Annotated in this window: 19 protein-coding genes and 1 pseudogene; 13 read left to right on the top strand and 7 right to left on the bottom strand. The window is 47.4% G+C overall.

The genetic code is table 11. The annotated features are described in order from the left end of the window. Positions 1 to 144: 144 nt before the first annotated feature. The 3 genes from C4H11_RS06205 to C4H11_RS06215 all read right to left on the bottom strand — a co-directional run bounded on the left by C4H11_RS06205 (position 145) and on the right by C4H11_RS06215 (position 8320). Complete coding sequence (locus tag C4H11_RS06205) at positions 145 to 1059, bottom strand: AraC family transcriptional regulator (RefSeq protein ID WP_106040894.1); 915 nt, start codon at positions 1057 to 1059, stop codon at positions 145 to 147. 133 nt (positions 1060 to 1192) lie between these two features. Beyond that, complete coding sequence (locus tag C4H11_RS06210) at positions 1193 to 4075, bottom strand: TIM-barrel domain-containing protein (RefSeq protein ID WP_106040895.1); 2883 nt, start codon at positions 4073 to 4075, stop codon at positions 1193 to 1195. Positions 4076 to 4216: 141 nt separating this feature from the next. Beyond that, complete coding sequence (locus C4H11_RS06215; RefSeq protein ID WP_106043170.1) at positions 4217 to 8320, bottom strand: hybrid sensor histidine kinase/response regulator transcription factor; 4104 nt, start codon at positions 8318 to 8320, stop codon at positions 4217 to 4219. A 172-nt stretch (positions 8321 to 8492) separates the two neighbouring features. Between C4H11_RS06215 and C4H11_RS06220 the strand changes: the two genes are divergently transcribed. The 10 genes and pseudogenes from C4H11_RS06220 to C4H11_RS06265 all read left to right on the top strand — a co-directional run bounded on the left by C4H11_RS06220 (position 8493) and on the right by C4H11_RS06265 (position 16927). Next, a complete protein-coding gene (locus C4H11_RS06220; RefSeq protein ID WP_106040896.1) occupies positions 8493 to 9365 on the top strand; it encodes a GumC domain-containing protein in 873 nt (290 codons plus the stop codon). Positions 9366 to 9770: 405 nt separating this feature from the next. Further along, positions 9771 to 10025: a HipA domain-containing protein gene (locus tag C4H11_RS06225; RefSeq protein WP_317045995.1), complete on the top strand. Its 255-nt coding sequence runs from the start codon at positions 9771 to 9773 to the stop codon at positions 10023 to 10025. A gap of 132 nt (positions 10026 to 10157) precedes the next feature. Continuing rightward, positions 10158 to 10367 carry a hypothetical protein gene (locus tag C4H11_RS06230; RefSeq protein WP_234819893.1) on the top strand — a complete coding sequence of 70 codons (210 nt, stop codon included), beginning with the start codon at positions 10158 to 10160 and terminating at the stop codon, positions 10365 to 10367. Between the two features lie 93 nt (positions 10368 to 10460). Beyond that, positions 10461 to 10781 carry a helix-turn-helix domain-containing protein gene (locus C4H11_RS06235; protein ID WP_106040897.1) on the top strand — a complete coding sequence of 107 codons (321 nt, stop codon included), beginning with the start codon at positions 10461 to 10463 and terminating at the stop codon, positions 10779 to 10781. Positions 10782 to 10784: 3 nt separating this feature from the next. Next, positions 10785 to 11111: pseudogene (locus tag C4H11_RS06240) on the top strand (HipA N-terminal domain-containing protein); the annotation flags it as partial. Positions 11112 to 11348: 237 nt separating this feature from the next. Then, a complete protein-coding gene (locus C4H11_RS06245; protein WP_106040898.1) occupies positions 11349 to 12818 on the top strand; it encodes a TolC family protein in 1470 nt (489 codons plus the stop codon). Positions 12819 to 12920: 102 nt separating this feature from the next. Then, positions 12921 to 13907: an HlyD family secretion protein gene (locus C4H11_RS06250; RefSeq protein WP_106040899.1), complete on the top strand. Its 987-nt coding sequence runs from the start codon at positions 12921 to 12923 to the stop codon at positions 13905 to 13907. Positions 13908 to 13951: 44 nt separating this feature from the next. Beyond that, the gene (locus tag C4H11_RS06255) at positions 13952 to 15133 is read left to right on the top strand and encodes an ABC transporter permease (RefSeq protein WP_106040900.1); all 1182 of its coding nucleotides are present in this window, start codon (positions 13952 to 13954) and stop codon (positions 15131 to 15133) included. After that, entirely contained in the window at positions 15133 to 16374 is a 1242-nt protein-coding gene (locus C4H11_RS06260) for an ABC transporter permease (RefSeq protein WP_106040901.1), read from the top strand. The genes C4H11_RS06255 and C4H11_RS06260 overlap by 1 nt, the downstream gene beginning before the upstream one ends. A gap of 196 nt (positions 16375 to 16570) precedes the next feature. Further along, positions 16571 to 16927 (top strand): cyclophilin-like fold protein, encoded by a 357-nt coding sequence (locus C4H11_RS06265; RefSeq protein ID WP_106040902.1) that lies wholly within the window; start codon positions 16571 to 16573, stop codon positions 16925 to 16927. 5 nt (positions 16928 to 16932) lie between these two features. Here C4H11_RS06265 and C4H11_RS06270 read toward each other — a convergent pair whose 3' ends face one another. The 3 genes from C4H11_RS06270 to C4H11_RS06280 form a co-directional block, all read right to left on the bottom strand. Further along, positions 16933 to 17754, bottom strand: a complete 822-nt coding sequence (locus tag C4H11_RS06270; protein ID WP_106040903.1) for a class I SAM-dependent methyltransferase — start codon at positions 17752 to 17754, stop codon at positions 16933 to 16935. 92 nt (positions 17755 to 17846) lie between these two features. After that, a complete protein-coding gene (locus C4H11_RS06275; RefSeq protein WP_106043172.1) occupies positions 17847 to 18461 on the bottom strand; it encodes a DNA alkylation repair protein in 615 nt (204 codons plus the stop codon). A 222-nt stretch (positions 18462 to 18683) separates the two neighbouring features. Beyond that, positions 18684 to 19751, bottom strand: coding sequence for an SGNH/GDSL hydrolase family protein (locus C4H11_RS06280; RefSeq protein ID WP_106040904.1), 1068 nt, complete (start codon positions 19749 to 19751; stop codon positions 18684 to 18686). Positions 19752 to 20156: 405 nt separating this feature from the next. Here C4H11_RS06280 and C4H11_RS06285 point away from each other — a divergent pair, with 405 nt between their 5' ends. The 3 genes from C4H11_RS06285 (at position 20157) to C4H11_RS06295 (ending at position 24543) form a co-directional block, all read left to right on the top strand. After that, positions 20157 to 22079: a TlpA family protein disulfide reductase gene (locus C4H11_RS06285; protein ID WP_106040905.1), complete on the top strand. Its 1923-nt coding sequence runs from the start codon at positions 20157 to 20159 to the stop codon at positions 22077 to 22079. Positions 22080 to 22403: 324 nt separating this feature from the next. Then, entirely contained in the window at positions 22404 to 22766 is a 363-nt protein-coding gene (locus C4H11_RS06290) for a BlaI/MecI/CopY family transcriptional regulator (protein ID WP_106040906.1), read from the top strand. A 19-nt stretch (positions 22767 to 22785) separates the two neighbouring features. Next, positions 22786 to 24543: a M56 family metallopeptidase gene (locus tag C4H11_RS06295; protein ID WP_106040907.1), complete on the top strand. Its 1758-nt coding sequence runs from the start codon at positions 22786 to 22788 to the stop codon at positions 24541 to 24543. Positions 24544 to 24777: 234 nt separating this feature from the next. Here C4H11_RS06295 and C4H11_RS06300 read toward each other — a convergent pair whose 3' ends face one another. Then, the gene (locus C4H11_RS06300; protein WP_106040908.1) at positions 24778 to 25683 is read right to left on the bottom strand and encodes an IS982 family transposase; all 906 of its coding nucleotides are present in this window, start codon (positions 25681 to 25683) and stop codon (positions 24778 to 24780) included. Between the last annotated feature and the right edge of the window lie 305 nt (positions 25684 to 25988).

Genomic DNA, 25988 nt, shown 5'->3' on the forward strand with positions numbered 1-25988 from the left:
AATATTCAGAGCTTACAAATATCCAATACGTCTCATGTTGTATCTATAACAAACATCCGTAATCTCATAAGTGACTTTTTCTTCCCAATATATCCGTAAAACGAATGACAAATCACAGAGAGACCGCTTTCTCGGGCGGCATTTCTATGCAGTAGGAAATAAGAACATATCCCGATACTTGCCCGGAGTCACTTTCATGACCTCACAAAACACGCGGGTAAAATGGAAACGGTTGGAGAAACCCGTCTTGGCCGCTATTTCCTTAATGCTCATATCGGTATGGATAATGAGCATACAGGCATAATCAATCCTTTTTTTCTTGACAAAATTCTGCAAAGTGACTCCCGTCTCATTCTTGAACAGACGCGAAAAGGAGTTGGTGGCCATACAAGCTCTATCCGCCAATAGTTCGTTGGACAAATTCTCTTCGTAATGCCCTTCAATATAACTGATGGTCTGTGCAATGCGCACATCGCCGGCATTCGGTTTCCATTGCCCCTCCTCGACACTCAAAAGAATCTCACAGATAAGTGCCTGAAGTTTCAGAAACGCCCCTAAACTGAACGTGGTTATTTGCCCACTGGTCAGGAGGTAGTGTTGCATATAGTCGACTTTCGCTTTCAGACTTTCCGTGAGTTCGATGGGAAAGACACCCGTCAGCGCATTGTCGTATGGAAATCCCAGCGAGAAATGGACAAACAAATGCCCGATGGCCCCGGCCGCTTGCAACTCTTCCCGCTCATCCTCCGTCAAGGAAGCAATACTTCCTCCACACAGGCAGTTTCCTTGACGGGGGATGTGGTTTCCTTCGATGTGCGAGCTGTAATCCGTATTGGGAGCAATGAGATAAACTTTATCCGGTTCCATGTGATACGTCCTGCCCCGATATTCGATGACACCGCCCGCTCTGATGTTATGGTAAATCCGCCAAAAAGGAAAAGACAGCGTACTGTATTCCCAATTCTTCAGCCACCAATACCTGCAACAATGTATCTTAATGGAAAGTCCGGGAAAATACTGCATTGTAGTGGAGGGATCTCCGGTAAACGATGTCTGCATAAGTTGTATTTATTTAAGAAAACCATATGCAAACATAGTAAAAAATCTTAAACCTGCAATAAGAAATAACACATATTGCCTGTTTTGGCACCTATGCATCGTAACCGGATATTCCCATCACAAACAGGCGTGATTAAAATTTCACACGCTGTGCCTTTCCGTCGTATCTCACCACCGTGCCTTTCACCTTCAAGTCAAAAGCCTGAGCTTTATTCTTTTCCACTTTCACCACATTGAAGATACGTTCCTTCAGCATGCCGGAGTACTCGCCCTTGCGATCGCCGATGGTCAAAGTTCCCTCCGCATCGTTGTAAATAAATGGGATGATAGTATATTTTCCTTTCTCATAGTTATAATTCACACCTTCATCTTCGTAAAGGGTAAATGCCCCGTCTTGTCCCGCATAAACGTAGAGTGTGATTTCCGAATCCGGTTTTTCGTTGCTATATTGCATATCCGGCCCGTAGGGAACAATGGCACCTGCGCGTACATAAAGCGGAATGCGTTCATAAGGAGCATCCACGGTCAGCTTGCGTCCGCCTTCCACATAGCTGCCGGAGTAGAAATCATACCAGCCACAACCCGCGGGGAAATACACCTCACGACTGCGTGCGCCGTATTCGTATACCGGAGCTGCCATAAGGGCCGGGCCGAACATAAACTGGTCACCGATGTCATTCACATTGGCATCCTCCGTAAAGTCCATCACCAAAGGGCGCATGATGGTGTAGTCATTGAAATGGGTCATGCCCGCCAACGAATAGATATACGGCATCATGTTATAGCGCAATTTGGTATAATAGACAATGGAATTATAGCACGGATGCCCTTCAGGAGCAATGTTCCACACCTCGCGGAACGGGTATTGCCCGTGTGCGCGAAACAGCGGACAGAAAGCGCCGAACTGGTACCAACGGGTGTTCAACTCTCTCCATTCTTTATAGTCGGCATTTTCGCGTCCCGTTTCGTCGAGCACCTTCTGACCGGCTACGTAGCGGCTCTCCACGCAGAACCCGCCGATGTCCATCGTCCAATACGGAATACCGCTGACGGCAAAGTTCAGCCCGGCAGAAATCTGAGCCTTCATATCTTCCCAACGGGTAGCGATGTCTCCACTCCAGGTAGCGGTGGAATAGCGTTGCAGCCCCGCAAACCCCGAACGGGTCAGCAGGAAAACACGTTTGTTCGGTTCGACACTGCGCTGACCGTCATAAATGGCTTCGGCATTCATCAACGCATACGTATTGAAGAACTTGGCAGAAGGGCCGAGAGCCGTAGGACCGGAAAGGTCTTTGCGGTATTGGATATCCGTGCAGTCGCGCACATTCGGTTCGCTGGCATCCATCCACCATGCATCGATGCCAAGCGGATAATAATGGTCTTGTATCTGTTTCCAGAAGAGCTTGCGCGCGTCGGCACTGTAGGCATCATAGAAAGAGCCCAGATAGCCCGGCCCTACCCAATCTCTGATGCTGTCTTTGACGGCCTGCCGATACATCCATCCTTTCTCGTCGAACTCCTTATAATGTTCGGTGGTCACATAAAACTTGGGCCAGACGGAAACCATCACGCGAGCGTGCATGTCATGGATGGAATCGACCATTCCCTTCGGATCGGGAAAACGCTCGGGGTCGAATTCATGGCTTCCCCACGCATCCTGCTTCCAATGCAGCCAGTCGATGACGATGTTGTCAATGGGAATCCGGCGTTCACGAAATTCTTTCAACACCGAGAGCACTTCATCTCTCGTATTGTATTTCTCACGGCTTTGCCAATACCCCATCGCCCACTTCGGCATAATCTGACTCTTGCCGGTCAAGGTGCGATAACCGCTTATAACCTCATCCATCGTGTCACCGTAAACGAAATAATAATTTATCTCGTTCTGCATTTCGCTCCACCAGGAGAGTTTGTTCTGCTCTTCATCCTCCACCGGTTTCAACGCCCTCAAACCGCAATATGAAACATATCCGTCCGGCTCCCACTCTATTTTCAGAGGAACACGCTTGCCGGCTTGCAGATTCACTGCAAACTTATAGTTGTTAGGGTTCCAAGCCGTACGCCAGCGTTCGGGAACAACCAGCTGATTATCAATATATACCTTAGTATAGCCGGCATAATAAAGGATAAAACGGAACAAGCCTGTTTCCAACGGTTCTATTTCGCCTTCATACGTCACATGCGCCCCCATAAACGGGAATCCGTCGGGCAGATTCACCACTTTACTCAAATGGGCATCACGATCCAAATGTTCGAAATAGAGAGAATCTTCGCGGCGTACCAGTATTTCCGCATTCTTATCGCCCGGAATGTATGTGCCGGTCAGCGCACCTGCCTTACCATTCTTATCATACAGTTTGAATACGTCGCCCAACTGTGAGTAGTCGCACGGGTTGCCGAAACGGCAGAGAGAATAGCTGTCCCATAGTACGCCGTATTTTTTGTTGGAAACGATGAACGGCACGGATACCTTCGTATTGTATTGAAACAGTTCCTCGTTCTTTCCCTTATAATTGAACTCATCCGCCTGATGTTGCCCCAAGCCATAAAAAGCCTCATCCTCACCGGCCGATTGGAAGACTTGCCGCACACTGTATCCTTTTGTTCCTTCCACCTCGACGGGAGTAAAGGTTCTTCCGTTGCTGTCTTCCGCCAGAATCGGGTCGCCGGCTGCATTCGTAAAGCGTACCTCGCCGGTTGTTTTGGATACGATGGCATGCAGTTCCGCAGTCTTTACAATCACTTCGTCACCCTGCTCTTCCACCTTAAAATCAGTCTTTCGTTGTTGGGAGACCACAATGAGACTCGGTTCTTTCGAGAATTCCCTTTCCGGAGTGGCCGACACATGAATGAGCTTTTCGCCCATTACCTCCAATCTTACCTTACGCACATCCGTCGGCCGCTGCTGCACGACTTCCACAATCACACCGTTCTCGGTCTTTTGAAATCCGCTACCGGCACATGCGGCAAACATCCATCCGGTAAGCAGATAAACTGAAGTGTTTTTCAATTTCATAATTAGCAGTTCTTAAAAAATGATTCTTCTTTCGGTGCAAAAATAAGAAGTCTCTTCCGGAACAGACCTACCGGATGTTGAGACAAAGGGTGCCTTTTGAAACCTTTAATGATAAAATGTTTCAGAAACGGGTATCTGTTGTTATTTCCCTTCTCTTTCCTGATAAACGGAGGGTAAAACGCCGAACTCATCCTTGAAGTACTTACTGAAATATTTAGGATTGTTGAAACCCACGCAGTAGGCAATCTCCGCCACACTCCGCTGACTCTCGCGAAGTAATTGCGCCGCCCTCTTCAGGCGGATGACACGAATAAACTCAATCGGCGTTTTGCCCGTTATCTGCGACAGTTTCTTATAGAGATGCACCCGGCTCATGCCCAGCTCGCGACTCAACTCCTCGACAGACAAATCGCTGCGGTCGATGTTCGCTTCCACATACTTGATGGCATTTGCCACCAACTGTTCATCCAGCGAGGTTATGACTATCCGGCTCGGCTCGGGATCAATCAGCAAACGTTGCCTGCGCCTGCCGTACAAGTCTATCAGCTTGCGCATGCGCAGTATCAGCACTTCTACATTGAAAGGCTTCGTCACATAATCATCTGCACCGATATTCAGACTTTCAACCTTGTCTTCCACCGCCTGCTTGGCAGTGAGTAATATCACCGGAATATTCTCGGTGCGCTTGTCCGTCTTCACCCAACGACACAGTTCGTTGCCGTCCATTTCGGGCATCATCACATCACTTACAATGATGTCCGGCATCAACTCCGGTATCATCTGCCACGCTTTCCTGCCGTTCGAAGCGGTCTGTATGCGGAAATAGAGACTCAGGCTATCTTTCATGAAAGCCAACAAATCATCGCTGTCATCTACTATCAGTACCAATGGCTGTTGCTTACAGCCTTCATCGGCGGCACCGCCCATATCGTCGGGCAATGAATCATCTTCTTCGGCCGTCCCGGATATTGCCGCCTCTGCCGCCATTTCCTCCCGTCCCGCCTCTCCGTCGGGTTGCAAAGAAGAAGCATCCCACCCCACATGTTTGATGGGAACGGTCACAAGGAACACACTGCCGGAGCCCACATTATCGAGCACCTTCACCGTACCCTCATGCAGCGTCACAAAATCGCGTACCAAACTCAGCCCTATGCCGCTCCCCGTGGACTGATGATCCGGATTGGCCTGATCTACCTGATAGAATCGCTCGAAGATGCGCTCCTTGTCTTCGTCCTTTATCCCGGTTCCCGTATCGGAGACTTTCAGCAGCAGTTGGTCGGGCGTGCCCTTCAACACCTCTACCGAGACATCCACCCGCCCTCCGTCGGGTGTGAATTTAAAAGCATTGGACAACAGATTCATCACCGCCTTGCCCATTTTGTCTTCATCGAACAGCATATCCAAAGACTCCACAGCCGAATAGAACGTGAGGTTCACATTCTTCTTCTCGGAGAGCATCAGAAAAGAGGCGCAAATATTCTTCACGAAAGCCACCATATCTCCCTCGGCCGGAGTAAGGTGCAAGCCCGCCACTTCACTCTTCCGGAAATCGAGTAGCTGGTTTACGAGATTCAACAGGCGAAGTGCGTTGCGGTGCATCAACGTCAGGCGTCCCAATTGCTTTTCGTCCGACACCTCTCTCATCATGCTTTCCAACGGAGATATTATCAGCGTAAGCGGTGTGCGCAATTCGTGACTGACGTTCGTGAAGAAACGGAACTTCATCTGGTTCACCTCTTCCATCTTCCGGGCATCCTGCTCCATCTGTCTGATTTTAAACCTATTACGTTCTTTACGCTGCACGGCATGAACAGCAAGAAAGACAACGCCCACCAACAACAGCGCATAGAATAGGTACGCCCACATTGTCTGCCAGAAAGGCGGAAGAATCACAATCTTCAGTGCGGCCTCTTCCGTTCCAGCAAATCCGTCGCTGTTCACAGCTTTCACTTTGAGAACATACGTGCCGGGAGCCAGATTGGTATAAGTGGCTCTGCGCATATCGGAAGAACAGGTCATCCAGTCATTATCAAAGCCTTCCAATTTATAAACATAACGGGTCTTCTCGGGCAGCACATAATTGTCCGACGCAAACATCACCGAAAAAACATTCTGCCGATAATCGAGCTTCAACTCGTCCGCATCGTTCAGAGACTTATCCAGCACAATGCGACCGCCATATTCACGTCCCACTTCCACCTCTTCATTGAAAAGCCTGAAGCCCGTGAATATCACTTTCGGCAGCGTGCGGTTGTAAGTTATGGCATCAGGATGAAAGACATTGATGCCATAGAGGCCGCCCATTGCAATCTCGCCCGAAACCAGACGCTTGATGGAGCGTTGGTTGAACTCGCTGCCCTGCAAACCATCCTTGTCGTTATAAACATAGAAATGGAAAGAATATGCTTGCGAACGTTCGTCCTTCGACATTACAAGATTGACCACACCATCGGCAGCAGTGACCCACATGTTGCGGTTTTTGTCTTCCACAATGCCGGAAATAAAACGACCGGAAATCTCCTGTGGAAGAGAGATTACATGCAGGCGGTCAGAGGCAGGGTCGTAAAGATTCAACCCGTCGCGCGTGGCAATCCAGAGCAGCCCCCGGCTGTCCTCGTACACCTGATTGATACTCTGATTGGAGAAACGCGCATCACCCGACTTCGTCCCCACATAATTAGTGGCTTTCCCGGCCTCCAAATCGATGATGGAAATGCCCGAAGAAGCCGTCCCCACAATCAGGCGGTTGTTACGCCCCATACAGATGGAAGCTATGTAATCGGAAGCCAGTCCGCAAGTCGCCACATTATAGTCGGTAAAAACGCCTGTCCGAGGATTCAGACGCTGCACGCCCCCGTTCAGCATACCTATCCAGATATTCCCCTGCCCGTCTTCGGCCAAAGACCATACATTGTTGTTCGCCAAAGAGTTCGGATTGTCCGGTTCGTGGCGATAGTGAACAAAGCGGTGTCCGTCATAGCAATCCAATCCTCCCCAGAATGTTCCAATCCATAACCTGCCGTCTTTTGCCTTCAGCAGACTGACCACCACGTTTGCCGTAAGCGAGTGTCCTCCCTGTCGTAGAAAGGTCCTTTTCTCTCCCGTACCCGGATTCCAATGCACCAATCCCCCGTCATTCATCCCAAGCCACAAGGAGCCGTCTCGGCCGTCTTCTATGGCATTCACGTCTCCCAACGGGTTCAAAGCAAACTTATAGATACTCTCGTCATAACAGGCCACCCCTTTCTTATAGGTGCCCACCCACATGAGGCCGTCGGCATCTCTATACAAATCCATAATCGTATTGTTGGGCAACCCGCGCTCATCGTCCGGGCGTCCCATCAAGGACGTGATTTTCCCGGTTTTCTTGTCCAGAATATCCACTCCCTCTTGGTCTTTTCCCATCCAGATGCACCCTTTGCGGTCTTGAGCAATACTCCGCACCATATTGTGCGAAAGGCTGTTTATCTCGTTGTTGCAGTTTTTCTTCCACTCCTTGTCTTTCAGATTATAAACCCACACGCCCGGAACACCGTATATCCAAAGATCCTCATCCGCATCGGCAAACAAGGAAAACACCTCTACACAATCCTCTCCCACCATTTTCATGATGTCGGCCAGCATCCACTTCAATGCCATGCGCTCCTTGTCCACACAAGCAATGCGGCCATTGCTATAAGCCAGCAGTATGCCTTCCTTGCTGTCTATGATATCGGTGATATCGCCTTGCGGCAATCCTTTAGTGGCAAAAAGAAGGCTTCTTGCGTTTTTCTCACCGGTACGATGTCGGTAGCACCCCATTCCGGGCACATAAAACCAAAGATTTTTCTCCCTGTCCGCAATTACTTCCTGCGGCACCCCCTCTATGCCGATATTCCGCATATAGGCACGCATATCGTTCTCAAAAATCTCGGTCGCAGGATCAAAAAAAGTATAATTCGCTTCGCCCACCCGCATCCAAAGGCGCCCTTCTCCGTCTTCCACAATGTTCTCCACAAAATTATCGGGGATAGAAGTTGTCCGACCGTCGTCATGGCGGAACGTCCGGAAGTGATAACCGTCATAGCGTGCCAGTCCGGAAGCCGTGCCGAACCACAGAAAGCCGTGCGAGTCTTTGCAAATGGAATTAATCCGATTGTTGGGCAGTCCGTCTTTCACCTCCAGACACTTGAACATATAGTTTTGCGACAAGGCAGAAAGACAAACCATGCAGATGCCCAAAAGGAATAAATAGAATCGTTTCATTTCACAAGAATTATAGAGAAAGATTGCTTGCAAATGAAACAAAAAGACAGGAGAAAACAAAATTTTCAATTTATTAATTAGATTTTTAGCTATCTTTGTCGCAAAATCAGGCGGTCATATTGCACCATTGCAAATGACACATATCAGAAACAAAAAATAAACAAAACCATCGATGACAAAGAACAAATCCCTGATTATTGTAGGAACCATATTGGTGCTGTTGCTAATCGGAGTCACCGTCTTGCTGATTTCCGAAAAGAAAACCAACTACGAACTGACACAGGAATTTCAACTGGAGAAAGAAGACTTGGAGAACCAGTATACCGACTTCGCCAAGCAATACGACGAACTGAAGTTGAGTGTTTCCAACGACTCCTTGTCTGTTCTTTTGGAGCAGGAACAACTGAAGACCCAACGTCTTCTGGAAGAGTTGCGCACCGTTAAAAGCAGCAACGCCACCGAAATACGACGTCTTAAAAAAGAATTGGCTTCCCTGCGCAAAGTCATGATTGGCTACATCAACCAAATTGATTCTTTGAATCGCCTCACGGCCCAACAGAAAGAAATCATAGCCGACGTCACTCAGAAATACAATGCAGCTTCCCGACAAATCAGCAACTTAGCCGAAGAAAAGAGGAATCTGACCAAAACCGTGACCCTCGCCGCCCAACTGGATGCCACCAACATCTCTGTGCAAGCCACCAATAAACGAGGGAAAATTGCCAAAAAAGTCAAAGATGTCGTGAAGCTTAAAATCGGCTTCAGCATCGTGAAGAACATTACAGCCGAAACAGGCGAACGCACTCTATACATCCGCATCACCAAGCCTGACAACGATGTGCTGACCAAGAACCTGTCCAATACCTTTACATACGAAAATCGCAATCTGGCATACTCCATCAAAAAGTATATAGAATATAATGGGGAAGAACAAGCCGTCAGCGTTTACTGGGATGTGGAAGAGTTTCTTTATGCCGGCACCTATCGGGCAGATATCTTCGCAGAGGGCACCCTCATCGGTTCACAATCATTCGTATTGGAATAATTCCATACTTGCTCCGCATCTCCTCCGCATCAGCTCCGTATAAGCTCCGTATAAGCTCCGTATAAGCTCCGTATAAGCTCCGTATCATCTCCGTATCAACTCCGTATAAGCTCCGCTCCTATAGATACGGAGCAGACACAGAGGAGATACGGGCCTGATATGCAGCAACTACATTCCGATGCAGCATATTATGCTAATTGATTGTCAATAGTTTATGAATTAAAAGATAGACATCTCGAAATTTTACTTGTTTTTTGCCGAAAACCGAAGATTTAATGTTTTTAACCTAAGTTTGTCTTCAAACGGAGGGAAAAAGGGGAAAATGAATAGTATAAAACAGATAGAAGTCATTTATGATAATCGTCCGGTCGGTCGTTTAGCTTTGACGCATAGCGTGGCGGAAATGTGGAAGATGACCACGCCAAGAATTTTGCTTTCATCTATCATGATGGCGATTGGCATTTCGCTCCGGCATTCGACCTGTTGCCAAGTGATGGAATAAACGGCTTCCGTACGACTTCTATCAATGATCGCATTGAACCTACAAAAGAAGATTTATTTGCTGTGACGGTAAAAGTTGGGTTAAATGAAAAGGAGGCTGTGGAAGTTTTTGAGGAAATACAAGGTATATTATCGATGGCATTTGACCAGAGTTTCTAAATGACCTTGGCTTGATTTAATAATTCTGACGGTGAACGGATTCCGGTATTATACTCAATTCATCATTGCTATTATGACCGCTATCCAGATGTTGCTGATGTATTGGAACTGTCAGATGAGACGATAAATGTAATGAAGGAGGCATATCGGCAAATTCGTATAGCAGAGATATATGCAACTCGCGTAGATTGGATGATGAGTGGCGATGATAGCGAAGAGAATTTTCGCGAGCGTATAAAGGAAGACTTGGCAGAGTTTGAAAAGGAATATGCGTCTAAAGACTGGATTTCTTCCGTTGTTGACTGGAAAATGTTAGATATTGTATATGCAATATATCATTAAGTAAATAAAAAGTGTTATATTTGCATATTATATGATAGGTTGGATATAGCAAAGTCATTTGTGCGGTCGCTTTGCACCTTAAACAGATAAAGTATGGCAAAGAATACAATGGGAACAAAGTTGCCCCGAAAATTGGAGCAGAAGATGTCGGTTGTGGGAGAGCAGATTAAACTGGCTCGATTGCGGAGGAATCTGAGTGTGGCTCAGGTGGCGGAACGTGCCACCTGTTCCCCGTTGACCGTGTTTCGAATAGAGAAAGGCGCACCGACAGTAGCAATCGGAATATACTTGCGAGTGCTGTATGCTCTGCAGCTTGACGATGATATTCTGTGGCTGGCCAAAGAAGATAAATTAGGAAAAGCTTTGCAGGATTTGAGTTTGAAGACAAGGGAACGTGCCTCGAAAAAAGAGTAAACGATGAAGACGCTATATGTATATGCCGATTTTGATTGGCTCAAAGAAACAGAACTCGTTGGTGAGTTAGGCTATGAAGCTCTTCGTGGCTCGGACAGCTATTGTTTTACTTTCAATGATGGATGGTTGAAAAAACACGGAGATTTGTTTCTGAGCGATGACCTGAATAATTATTCGGGACAGCAATATACGCAACCGGAGAAAGATATATTTGGATGTTTTTCGGATGCTTTGCCGGATCGTTGGGGGCGAACGCTGTTGCTGCGACGTGAGCAGATTGTAGCGATAGAAGAGAAACGACCGGTACGAAGACTGTCTTCTTTCGACTATAATGGTGCAAGGTAAAGAATCTTAGCGATGAGAAGACCATCCCGACCATTCACCACCACAAGGGTGTCTGGTCAAAATAAATTAGCAGACTCTATATCATTACGAAAAAGACAAATGATAAAACAGGTTAATTTATTTTGCAGTATCACTAAAAGCCTATATTTTTGCATCGTTGTTTATGCAATTATTGCTACTTAGCAAAGTAGCATTTCATCATCATTGTAATATGTAATCCCAATGAAAAAGTCATTATGTTTCATCTGGTTAATAGGCCTGACCATCCCGGCATTCTCACAGAGGACACTCAGCCTGGATAGTTGCCGTGCTTTAGCCATTTCCAACAACAAAGAATTACAGATAAGCCGTGAAAAAATAAAGGCGGCCCACTATCAAAAAAAGGCGGCATTCACCAACTACCTTCCCAACATTTCGGCAACCGGCAGCTACATACGCAACCAGAAAGAACTGTCCATACTCAGTGATGCGCAAAAAGGAGCATTGTCCGGCATAGGCACTACTCTGAGCACTCCATTGGGGAAAGCCATACAAGGCATAGCACAAGTCAATCCGCAATTGGGAGGTTTGTTAGGACAACTCGGGCAAGGCATGGAGGGTGCACTCAACAATGCGGGAAGTTCAATCGTAGAAGCTTTCCGCACAGATACCCGCAACATGTATGCAGGGGCACTCACACTCACTCAACCACTCTATATGGGAGGAAAGATACGTGCTTATAATAAAATCACCCGATATGCCGAAGAGCTGGCACAACAGCAACACAACACCGGCCTGCAAGAAATCATCCTAAGCACCGATCAGATTTACTGGCAGGTAGTGTCACTCGCTCACAAAAAGAAACTGGCCGAAGGATACTTGGAATTATTGCAGAAGCTGGATAGCGATGTCGATAAAATGATTGCCCAGGGGGTTGCCACCAAAGCGGACGGCCTTTCGGTAAAAGTCAAGGTGAACGAAGCGGAAATGACACTGACTAAAGTGACTGACGGACTGAGCCTTTCTAAGATGTTGCTATGCCAGCTGTGCGGCCTTGACCTCAGCACCTCCGTAACATTGGAAGATGAACAGAGAGAAGACTTGTCTCCCAATCCCGTGTCCGCCAAGGTTATAGATATTGAAAACGTATATGCCAACCGTCCCGAAGTGCGCAGTCTGGAACTTGCCACCCGAATCTACCGGCAGAAAGTAAACGTGACCCGTGCCGAACACCTGCCATCCATGGCTTTGATGGGAGGATACATGGTGTCCAACCCCTCTCTCTTCAACGGATTTGAGAAGAAATTCAAAGGCATGTGGAATGTAGGGGTCATGGTTTCCGTTCCTATCTGGCATTGGGGAGAGGGGTTATATAAAGTGAAAGCGGCCAAATCCGAAGCACGGATAGCCCAATATCAGCTGGACGAAGCCAAAGAAAAAATAGAACTGCAAGTCAACCAATCCGCCTTCAAGGTAAATGAAGCCGCCAAAAAGCTGGCTATGGCCGAGAAGAACCTTGAAAAGGCCAACGAAAACCTCCGGTATGCCAACCTCGGTTTTGAAGAAGGTGTAATCGCCGCAAGCAACGTTCTTGAGGCTCATACTGCCTGGCTGTCGGCTCAATCGGACAAGATAGACGCACAAATAGACGTGAAGCTTACCGAAGTCTACCTGAAGAAGGCTATGGGACAACTTGCCGTAGCGCACCCCTGAAACAGAATGATAGGATGCGCCATAAATCAAACAGAGAAATAACAGAACTTCGGATAGTCTTTTCCGGAGCATTGGAAAGATTTTAAATGCTAAAATAACAAGATGGATACAAAATCACAAAACAGTAACATGCTGCTGGCTTTCCTCACATTGATAGGAATCATAGCCTTAGTAGCCATTGTGGGTTTCTTTATGCTACGCAAAGGGCCGGAAATCGTACAAGGACAAGCAGAAGTAACGGAGTATCGTGTCTCAAGCAAGGTTCCGGGACGTATTCTGGAATTTCGCGTCAAAGAAGGACAAAGCGTAAATGCCGGCGATACGCTGGCCATTCTGGAAGCTCCGGACGTACAAGCCAAATTGGAGCAAGCACGTGCCGCCGAGGCCGCTGCACAGGCTCAAAACGAAAAAGCCCTGAAAGGTGCCCGGCAGGAACAGATACAAGCCGCCTACGAAATGTGGCAGAAAGCACGTGCCGGACTTGCCATTGCCGAAAGATCGTATAAACGGGTGAAGAACTTACAGGAGCAAGGCGTGATGACGGCTCAGAAATTGGATGAGGTCACCGCTCAGCTTGATGCCGCCAAAGCCACAGAAAAGGCCGCCAATGCACAGTACAACATGGCCAGGAACGGTGCGGAACGCGAAGACAAAGCTGCTGCCGCAGCGTTGGTGGAGCGCGCCAAAGGAGCCGTGGCCGAAGTGGAATCGTACATCAAAGAGACGTACTTGATTGCTCAGACAGCCGGTGAGGTATCGGAAATCTTCCCCAAAGTAGGCGAACTCGTAGGCACAGGTGCCCCCATCATGAACATTGCCGTGATGAACACCATGTGGGTAACCTTCAATGTACGCGAAGACTTGTTGGTGGGGCTAAGCATGGATACTGAATTCGAAGCCTTTATTCCCGCCCTCGACAAAAACATCCTGCTGAAAGTGTATTACATGAAAGACCTCGGCACCTATGCCGCTTGGAAAGCGACGAAGACCACCGGTCAGTTCGACCTGAAAACATTCGAGGTGAAAGCTTCTCCGATGGAAAAGGTAGAAGGGTTACGCCCGGGCATGTCTGTAATATGGAAGAAATGAGTTTTTCTTCAATGTAACCCCTATGGTCAAATTGTAACAGCACGATGGTAAACAGTAAATCCAAATATTCTTTCTTACTTGACGTGATGAAGCGCGAGTGCCGCCGCCTCGTCTCCCGTCCGCTATATCTGTTCTGCATGGTGATAGCACCACTGTTTTGCTACTTGTTCTTCACCACGCTGATGGACTCCGGATTGCCCACAGACATGCCTGTGGGAGTGGTAGATCAAGACCAGAGCGCCACTTCCCGCCGGCTGACACGCAACCTCGACGCCTTTGAGCAAACCGCTGTCGTGGCTCATTACCCCGACGTCAGAGAAGCCCGTACCGCCATGCAACGGGGAGAGATTTACGGTTTCTACTATATCCCCGAAGGCACTTCGTCCAAAGCGCAGGCACAACGACAGCCTAAACTGTCTTTCTACACCAACAATACCATGCTCATAGCAGGCTCGCTGCTTTTCAAGGACATGAAGATGATGAGCGAACTGGCGGCAGGCTCCGCAGCCCGCACCACACTTTATGCCAAAGGAGCCACCGAAGACCAAGCCATGGGTTTCCTGCAACCTATCGTCATCGATACGCATCCGCTCAACAACCCGTGGCTGAACTACTCCGTATACCTGTGCAACACCTTTGCGCCGGGTATATTGATGCTGCTGATTTTCATGGTGACCGTTTATTCCATCGGAGTTGAGATAAAAGACCGCACAGCTCGCGAATGGCTGTCTATGGGCAATGACTCCATCTGGATATCCCTTGCGGGTAAATTGCTTCCGCATACAGCCGTGTTCTTTCTGATGGGTGTGCTATACAATGTCTATCTGTATGGTTTCCTGCACTTTCCTTGTAACAGCGGCATTCTGCCCATGTTGCTGGCCACCCTCTGTCTGGTACTGGCATCGCAAAGTATGGGGATATTGATGATAGGTACCTTGCCCACCCTCCGTTTAGGACTCAGCTTTGCCTCTCTGTGGGGAGTACTCTCCTTCTCCATGTGCGGACTGTCGTTCCCCGCCATGGCTATGCATCCCACCCTGCAAGCGTTGACCAACCTTTTCCCCTTGCGCCACTACTTCCTGATTTATGTAGATCAGGCACTGAACGGCTATCCTATGATTTATTCATGGGTCAACTATGTGGCATTGTTGATTTTCATGATACTCCCATTCCTCATCTCCGGCAGACTGAAGGAAGCATTGGTTTACTATAAATACGTACCCTGATGAAAGAGTTGACATTCAAGCAAAAAGTGACACAAGGCATCCGTGACTTGTTCTATATATGGAAACAAGAATTCCGCACCACCTTCCGCGACCAGGGCGTACTCATCTTTTTCGTGCTCGTCCCGCTGGTCTATCCGATAATATATGCCTTCATCTATACCAACGAAACTATCCGGGAAGTGCCTGCCGTAGTGGTAGATAATTCACGTTCCTCGCTGAGCCGCGAATATCTGCGGAAAGTGAACGCCTCTCCCGAGGTGGACATTGCAGCTTATTGCGCGGATATGGAGGAAGCCAGACAGATGTTGAAAGAGCGGAAAGCCTATGGCATTATCTACATCCCCTCCTCCTTCAGCGACGACATTGTGCGCGGCAAGCAGACGCAAGTCAGCCTTTTCTGCGACATGAGCGGACTGCTCTACTACAAATCTTTGCTGATGGCCAACACCAACGTGTCGTTGGCAATGAATGCGGATATAAAAGTAGAACGCACGACCAACACCACCAACCGTCAGGACGAGATTACCACCTACCCGTTGGAATACGAAGATGTGGCTCTTTACAACCCCACCAACGGTTTTGCCGCTTTCCTTATTCCGGCCGTATTGATGCTGATCATACAGCAAACCTTATTGCTGGGCATCGGTTTGTCTGTAGGAACCGCCCGAGAGAAGAATCGTTTCAAGGATTTGATACCCATCAACCGTCACTACAACGGCACCCTGCGCATCGTTATGGGAAAAGGGCTGAGCTACTTCATGGTTTATTCGTTGGTAGCCGTATACATCTTGTGTGTGGTTCCTCATCTTTTCAGCCTCAACCAGATTGCCATACCCGGCGTACTGACGTTGTTCGCTCTACCCTATCTGTCAGCCTGCATTTTCTTTGCCATGACAGCGTCCATTGCCATCCGCAATCGCGAGACATGCATGCTATTGTTCGTTTTCACCTCCGTGCCATTGCTGTTTCTCTCCGGCATTTCGTGGCCGGGAAGCGCCATGCCGGCTTTTTGGAGATATTTCTCGTACATCTTCCCTTCCACCTTCGGAATCAACGGATATGTACGCATCAACAGCATGGGAGCCACGCTCAACGAGGTCGCTTTCGAGTATCATGCCCTGTGGCTGCAAACAGGCATCTATTTCATCACCACCTGTGCGGTATATCGCTGGCAGATACTGAAAAGCAGGAAGCATCTGATTGAAGAATACAAAAGACACAAGATACAAAAGGAAGAATAAGAAATCGTATCTTCAAGATTTCCAAAGGATAAATTCATCCCACATAACTGCAAAACGTAAAATAGGAAAAATGAAATTTACTCATAAGAGACGGCTGCCGATGTGTTCCCTACTGTTTATCATACTAAATATGGCGGCATGTAGTGGAAACGCACAATCGGAACAAGAAACGTCGCCGACAACAGGAAACAGAAAGATGAACATACAAGTAAACGGTCGCGTGCTGACAGCTACGCTCGTGGACAACTCTTCAACCGCAGCCTTGCTGGAGCAACTTGCAAAGGGCACCATCACTTACGAGGCCCACGACTATGGAAACTTCGAGAAAGTGGGAGATATCGGTATCGAACTGCCACAAAACAATACCGACATCACTACCCAACCGGGTGACATCATTCTTTATCAAGGGCGCAACATCTGTATTTACTACGACCGCAACAGATGGAATTTCACACGCATTGGAAAGATTGACAACATCACCCGGCAAGAACTGATGCGCATACTTGGCACAGGCAACTGCACTGTAACGCTTTCGCTGCCCCCTGACCAATGACATACTTACTTTTTGTCATGATTTTCTATCACATTAAAAGTTTTCATGGCGACAACAGAAAAAGACATAGGTATTCTGCCACTCTTTCCGGCAATTTTGAACGTTCCGTTCTTTTGGGTTATCATATTTCCAAACAAGTTGAAGGGCGAGTAGTCATACTCTCCGAAAGACTTTATCTGCAAACCATTGCGGAGCAAGCCGTTCAAAACTTCAGCCAGCCCATGGTTCCACGTAACAGTTTTTTGCCGATTATCCGTTTCCGAATCTGTATAGGTGGTTTCTTCCACAACGTAAGGCTTTTTGCGCGAATAAGCATATCGGACTTGCGAGAAATCTTCATTGAACATCCACAATACGGGGTGAAATTCCACGATAACGAACTTTCCATCGTCCTTCAACATCTGTGAAATCACCTGTCCCCATTGAACTAAGTCGGGCAGCCAATTAACAACGCCATAAGATGTATATACAATGTCAAACTGTTGCCCTCGCAGCACGGCAGGTGCATCGTAGATATTGCAGCAGCAGAATTGTGCATTTAGTCCTAATTTCGCGTTCAAAGCCTCTGCCGTTTGTATAGCCTCTTCCGAGAAATCTACCCCCACTACATTGGCTCCCATCTTTGATAAGGAAAGTGTATCCATTCCGAAATGACATTGAAGATGCAGAATAGACTTTCCTCGAATGTCACCCAGCAAAGATACATCCAAGTCGGGAACAGACTTTACCTCTCTCTTGAATTTATCCAAATCATAAAATGAGGAACGCAAATGTATCTTTGTCCTTGCATTCCACGCTTCTTTGTTCGTCTTATAATAATCTTCCATCGTTTGTTTCTTGTTGATTTAACCTTGTCTTCTTACATTACAACTTCATTTTGAATATCGGGAAAGAGCTCCCAAGTGTATAGTACTATCTTTTATTTCAACAACTTCGTTGCAAGTTTATACGTAAACAGAACGCGTGGGTCGGATAAATCCCATTGCTGTACTTCGGCTCGTATCAATTCACAATGTTTCTTGCTTATATCCTTCAAAGCGTTTCCCACGGATTTCCGAAGATACTCGCTCGCATGTGCTCTGTGCTTAGCGATTAGAGCGATAGCCACCGATGGATTTTCTTTGAAGAACGGGCGACTTGTCCAAATCCTTAATCCTTCCGTTACAGCACGGATAACATTAGGATTATTATCGTTCATCCATTCTTCGATGAGAGGTAAGGAAACTTCATACCCTCTGTGTTTACAAACTTCATCAAAAGCCTTTGCAAGCATTTCCTGCACACGCCAATTTTCATCGGTGCTTATTCGCTCTTTCAGAAAATAAAGTGCGTTATTATCCTCTGTTGCCAAACTACCCAATATCGTTGTTGCCAACATTCGAGGTTGATAGGCTTCGTTCTTGAATAGTTCGAAAGCAAGTTCAAGACATTGTTCCTTCGAGCATGTTGAAAAAATTTCATCAGCCCCATCAAGGATATGCTGGAAACCATGCTCTATTTGCAGTATTCCGTTTAGTATGTTCTTAATCTCCATTTTTCTTCTTCGGTAGCGGTTTTGCAAGGCCTGCTCTATTTTTTTCTCGTCTCGGGCAAACCATACTTCTATTTGCTCTTTGGCATTGTCGCTTTCAATGTATCGGACGATGCTGTCGAACGATGATTTATATTGTCGAATGCTTATTTTATCCCTCATCTTTTATTTGTTTTCCCCCTGAGGAGGTGAACTTACGTCCCCTCCTCAAGCGTCGGCTCAGGTTTACTGAAATATCAGTTTACTACAGATGGGATAAAGCACCTCTGCATACCGCATAAACCCCAAATCGGTAAAGTGAATGCCATCTACCGTTGCTTCTCCGTCGTGTCCGATGATGTCGCGCGAAGAGAGCAGGTAGATATTCTTTTCGCCGCGTTGCTGCAAAGAGCGGAAGAAAGCGCCCAATGCCTCATTCTTCTCTTTTATCTCCTTTGCAATTTTTGTGTCGAGGGCAGCGTGGACGAAAATCGGGTCTTCTACAAAAAGTATCGGAGTATCGGGATGCTTGCCACGAATGATGGAATAAAACTTGTCCGCACGCTCTTTGATATGTGTCACACCGGCATTGGGAACAAAGTCGAGCACAAACAAGGCGGCATCCACACCTGCCAATACGTCGGCTATCTCCAAGTCGAGCAAGGCATTGCCGCTGAACCCCAGATTGATGCACTCACGATTGAGCCGACGCTCCAGGATATTGGTATGTGCCATGCCGGGACGGGAGGCGCAACCGCCCTGCAAGATGCTGGTGCCGTAAAATGCGACGGGCTTTTCACGCTTCGGCAAATCAACCGCCGGTCTGTCTATCATCGACAGAGAATCCACGCCGATGGCAAGCGAGACGGCCCCGTCGTACAATGGCAGATACAAGAGGTATTCGCGCTCTTCGGGCAACATGTTTCGGACAATAACTGCCTCAGTGAGCTTCCCTGATGGACGACCGCTGCCGGCAAACATCCATTGGCCGTCTTGCAGGTAGTAAAGGTCGAGTCCGCAGATGCCGGTGGGCGTCATGTGGTTCATCCGGAAATTATTCCGTGTCTCCCAACGGGCGGCAATGCAAGTGGAGTTGGAACGGAAACGCACGGCAAGTCCGGCACTATTGCGCCCCAACTCCCACAGCGGTTTGCGGGAAACGGACTGCAAAGAATCCGGCAAGCGTTCGTAACGGGTAAGAGTAGATTCCGTGGCTTTGCCCAGCAGAGGGAAAGCGGAAGCATCATGATAAACAACCTGGGCATTGGCGACGACAGCCAGCAACAAGCCCGATAAAAAAACTTTAGTTCTCATACATACATTATATATTATGAATTCGTCCTGACCTTCAGCAATACCCCTTTGGAAACGCACCTTATACTTCGGCTGAAGTCGTACTGTAACTTCGACCGAAGCCGTACTGTAACTTCGACCGAAGCCGTACTGTAAGTTCGACTGAAGCCGTACTGTAACTTCGACTGAAGTCGTACTGTAAGTTCGGTTGAAGCCGTACTTATGTTTCTTCCGAAGAGCAGGCAAAAGCCCGGATGAACTCTATGTTTAGTGTCAACTCTTAGACCGGTAAGTCTCACGAAGACAAAGGTACACAGTTTCTTTGGTAAATAAAAGCATACAGGCCTTTTACATCAATTAACGCCCCTCACGCTTGCCTTCTTACGATACATTCGTACTTTTGGACAAAATATCATTACTATCATCATGAAACATTTACATTTCATCTTAGCAGGTCTGCTGATAGGTATCAGTTGCAGCCTGCACGCCCGAAACCGGGTAATCGAGCGACCGCCGTTCCTTGTCAGAAACACCACTTCCATCGAAGTAAGCAAAGTCGTTCTCAGCGACACGGCCACCGTGCTCCACATCTATGCCAAATACCGTCCCAAGTATTGGATTAAGATTGGTCCGAACAGCTATTTGCAAGACAACAACGGCGAGACTTATCCGCTGCGTTCGGGCATCGGCATCACAGCCGGTAAGGAGTTCTGGATGCCCGAATCGGGCGAGGCGGAATTTCAACTCGTATTTCCTCCCTTGCCCGAGGGCGTAACGTCCGTCGACTTCAGCGAAGACAAGGAAGTAGAAAACGGCTTCAGCATCTGGGGCATTCAGTTGAAAGGAAACAAACTGCCGAAACAGGTTCTTCCTCCAAACGCAATCGTGCACAAAGCCGACGCAAAAGCCGAGTTGCCCCAACCGACCCTTCGATACGGAAAAGCCACGCTGACAGGGAAACTGCTCGACTTCCGCCCCGGCATGAAGAGCTCTTTCAAAGTAGTAGTGCAGGAAAATTGGAAAGGAGATGTATCGGGAATAACGCTGGATATCAACCCCGACGGAAGTTTCAGTAAGGAAATGACGCTGCTCGGAACAACTCCTTGCAGCATCTATACAGACCAGGGAAGCGAAATCTACTTCTTCATGGAACCGGGCAAGACGACGGAGGTGTACCTCAACCAGCGCGAGTTGACCCGCCGCAGCTCCAAATTCCACAACGAAGAGAAGCCTTACGGAGAGCCGGCATACATCAACGGCCCGTTGCAACTCGTGGCACAGGAACTGAACCGTTATCAGTCCGGTGAAAGCATGATGACGAGATTATATCAAAGCAGTGCCGTCTTCGCAGACAAAGACATTGATGCTGCAAAGGAATATATCCTCAAAGTGTCCGACGAAGCACAGTCTGACATCGACAAGTTGCCTTGCAGCGCTTCCACCCGCCAACTGCTCTCCATCAACAACCGATTAGAGACATACAGCATGCTTGTCTTCGTGCCCAATCTGCTGACATCATCCGCCCTGCACGCCAACCGCATCAAAGAGAAAGACGCCCAAGACTTTTATCAGCAACTGCAACAAAAGATTCCCGCCGAGTATATACCTTATTCCGACCTCGCACTGCTGAATGTACCCCAATCCGTTCTTTCAAGCCAATACCATAATGCGGCAATCAGATACATCCATAAACGTAACGAACTGGCCAAAGCGTGGGGGACAGACAAGGGCATCTTCTTCGACATAGCCCGCAACGTCTCTTTCTATTGGAATATCAAAGATTTCACTCCGCTCACCGATGCGCAAAAAGACACCCTTGCCACGATGCCCGGCGCCTACCGCGAAATGCTGACTGCCGCCAATGACGAACTGCTTGCCCAAATAGAAGCCAACAAAGAAAAGACGGGCTATGTCATCAACCAAGTGGATGAGAACGTCGGCAATGAAGACTTGTTTGCCTCCATCATCGGCAGATATAAAGGAAAAGTTCTGCTGGTGGACTTCTGGGCCACCTGGTGCGGACCGTGCCGTATGGCCAACAAAGCCATAGCCCCCATGAAAGAGGAACTGAAAGCCGAAGACATCGTATATCTGTACATCACCGGCGAAACCTCTCCGCTGAATACTTGGAAAAACATGATTCCGGACATACACGGCGAACACTTCCGCGTAACCGAAGACCAATGGAAATTCCTGCGGGAACAACATGAAGTGAAAGGAGTGCCGACTTACCTCATCATAGACCGTGAAGGAAGCGTCAAGTTCAGATCCACAGGCTTCCCCGGAGTGGCCAAAATGAAGGAAGAGTTGCTGAAAGCAGTAAAGCAAGAGGAAGGGAAAAAGGGGTAAGACGATGAACTCCGCCAACCGCTGCACTATGGAAAACTGACTTCCAACTCAGCGTAAATAGCTATCGTTATGTACAAAAATAAGTGGGACAGTTGCAACCGACAGATGGAGAAGGTTGCACAACCGTCCCACTTATTTCCGTAGACAGAGCGACTTGTTTTCGCAGACTTCGGAGATAGTTCTGTGAAGACTCGAAATTGAACACGAAGACAGACGGATGCCAACAATACTGTTTTTTTGATATTTTGAATAATTAACCATCTGTCTATTGTTTTATTACGAACTATTCGTAGATTTGCATTGAATTCATTAAAACATTTATCCATGGAAAAATTAACGATACAAGAAGAAGAAGTGATGCTGTACATCTGGGAGCTGGACAGTTGCTTCGTAAAAGACATTGTTGCCCAATATCCGCAACCGGCACCTCCCTACACCACCGTGGCCTCCATCGTGAAGAATCTGGAACGGAAGCAGTACGTCCGCCCCACCCGTGTAGGAAACACCTACCGATACACGCCCCTGATTCGCGAAAGCGAGTACAAACGTACGTTCATGAGCAGCTTCGTGCGCAACTATTTTGAAAACTCTTATAAAGAAATGGTATCTTTCTTTGCCAAAGAGCAGAAGATTTCGGCCAACGACCTGAAAGATATCATCACTATGATAGAGAAAGGAAAAGAATAACCGTAACACAACGATATACATGTTAGCCTATTTTCTAAAAGTAAACGTAGCGATAGCAATCTTCTATGCTTTCTATCGGCTGTTCTTCTACAAAGACACATTCTTCGGTTGGCGTAGGGCGACACTGCTCTGTTTCTTCGTCATCTCCGCCGCCGTACCTTTGTTGAACATACAAGCGTGGATAACCGCGCAAGAGCCGATGGCAGCAATGGCAGACCTCTATGCCAACGTCATTCTGCCGGAATTTACAATAGGCGCCCAACCCGTTGCAACAGGCCGAAGCATCCATGCCACCGATTACATCGGCATCCTATACGGAGGAATAGCGGCGCTGCTGGCGATGCGCATCGTCATACAGATAATAGGCATCAGCCGCTTGGCCTGCCAATGCCACAGAGCAAGAATAGGCAACGCGAACGTCTTCGTGCTACGCAAGGCAGGAGGCCCATTCTCTTTCTTCCACTGGATTTTCATCCACCCCTCTTCGCATACCGAAGAAGAACTCAACGAGATACTGACCCACGAGCAGACGCACGCACGGCAATGGCACTCCATCGACGTCGTCATCGGCGAACTGGCATGCGCACTTTGCTGGTTCAACCCCTTTGTCTGGCTTATGAAGCGTGAAGTGCGCACCAATCTGGAATACATGGCCGATGCCCGGGTACTGGAGAACGGCTATGACTCCAAGGCTTATCAGTATCACTTGTTAGGTTTGTCTCATCAAAAGGCTGCAGCAACCATCTATAATAATTTCAATGTTTTACCCCTAAAAAAACGTATCAAGATGATGAACAAGAAAAGAACGAAAGAAATCGGAAGGACCAAATACCTGATGTTCCTTCCCTTGACAGCCTTACTTATGATTGTGAGCAACATCGAAACCGTGGCACGCACCACCGGACGGATTACCGCAGAAATCATGGAGGCCGTAGACATACGAACGGAGCAACCCGCAACGGATATTCGGATGCAGGAAAACTCCTCCGTGCTGAAAGTTGAACAGGAAGACCCCGACAACCGGGTTTTTGAAGTCGTAGACCACATGCCCGAATTTCCCGACGGCGGTATGTCCGGACTGATGAGCTATCTGAGCAAGAATCTCAAATATCCGGTAAAAGCACAGGAAGCCAATATTCAAGGCAGGGTTGTCGTGGGATTTATCGTAGAAAAGGACGGCAGTATCGCCCATACCAGAATTATCCGTGGTGTTGCCCCCTCTTTGGATGCGGAGGCACTGCGTGTAATCGGCGGCATGCCTAAGTGGAAGCCCGGCAGGCAGGGGACAAAAGTCGTACGGGTGAAGTACACCGTCCCAGTTACATTCTCATTAGGTTACGGCAAGAATACGAAAGAATATGCACCGATTGGCGCTCCCTTGGAAGAGGTTGTCGCAACGGGATATGCCCCCGTAAAAGGAACGCTGAAAGACGAAGGAACTGTTTTCGAAGTGGTAGAGCAGATGCCGGAATTTCCCGGCGGCTTGCCTGCACTGATGCGGTTCTTAAGCGAGAACATCAAATATCCCTTATTGGCACAGAAAGCCGGAACCCAAGGAAGAGTCTCCGTAAGATTTGTCGTAGACACGGAAGGAAACATCACCAATCCGGAGGTGGTGCAGGGAGTAGACCCACTGTTAGATGCCGAAGCAATCCGGGTAATAGCCGGCATGCCCAAGTGGAAACCCGGCAAGCAAAGAGGGGAAGTTGTGAATGTGCGATATGCACTGCCCATCGTGTTCCGCCTGCAAGGGGCAAAGAAAGATATTCCTAAATAAATAATCGTCCCTAAACATATTTTAGGGAGATATTGGTAATACCAATATCTCCCTAAGAAAATCTACTACGGATAATAGAATGGTTGACAAACAAGGCAACATATTGGAACATTTAATTTCTCTATCATAGTTGAAGCACTATTTTTCCATTCGATATAATGAATTTTCCAATGGATACATGCTTTTTTCCCACAATAAATATCCTACTTCTTATTTAACGTGAGTTCGACGAATTCATAATAACGCAAGCTGCGTATCAAATGTTCTTTTTACATTGATGCACGGCTTCTTTGGAAACAAGCAGTATGCGGCAATAGCCCCCAATAAATTGACGATGAAATTCTCAAAGCATCTATGCCTGGAGTGTTCCACTTGCGCAATGTTCTTGAGTTCATCATTCACAGTCTCAATGATAGCCCTCTTCCTGAGCAGCAGTTTGTCGGAAACGCTCATCAGCGCACCCTTCATGTTGCTTTTCAACTTGGTAATAAGCTGTATTCCGTCCACGAACAGCCGTTGGAAGAGCCTCTTGCTTATATATCCCTTATCCCCAACCAACTTGCCGTATATGAATTTCACAAAGTCCTTGTATTCCAAAGGCTTGCGGTCGTCAATGTCACCGGGTGTTATCATGAAGTTGAGCAGCTCTCCCTTCTCATTGCAAATCAGATGCAATTTAAATCCGAAGAACCAGCCCATGGAGCATTTTCCCCTTTGCGCTATACCTTTGAACACCTTATGGATATGGATACGCTGATTCCTGCAGACACGCAGGGGAGTGCTATCGACGAAGCTGATACCAGTACATTTCCCAAGAAGTACTTTCTTGATGAACAGTGCAAGAGGAATGGCAACTTCTCTTTCCAATTCCACGAAACGGTTGTACGATACAACTTCGGGAAACAGATGGCGCAGATGCCCGCACACCTTTTCAAGATAGAAATGTTTCAGACAGCGGTAGCCGGAGTCGTGGAAGAGAATCATGATAAGCATGATTTCCGCCTTTGACATCGTGCTGTCACGATGATATTTTCTCTTCTTGAGCGGTTTTAGCGTGTATTTTGCCATCATTGTATCAAAAAACTTGCAGAAGTCGTCTGCCATACAAAATATTTCTGTAATTTTGCTCTCGGTGATCATAGCGATTTTTAGTTGTAATTCTTTGTATTTCACTACTATAAAGTTACAACAAATTTCGCTAATCACCAAATTTATAGACACTTATAATTCGTCGAACTCACGTTATTTACAAAAATGTATTGACAAGGATGTGAGCAATTTTGTTTTGGCATTTCATCTACAAAGAATAACCAAGAATCCGTATTTGGAGAGAGTATATTTTCTCCTAAAATCGGTATATCCGAATTTGCAGGTATCATTCAATCAGAAACATAAATATCTACTGCGGTTAGCGGTTCCTTTATCATTTGTTTAACCAACTCATA

This window comes from Bacteroides zoogleoformans, from assembly GCF_002998435.1.
Lineage (GTDB): Bacteria > Bacteroidota > Bacteroidia > Bacteroidales > Bacteroidaceae > Bacteroides > Bacteroides zoogleoformans.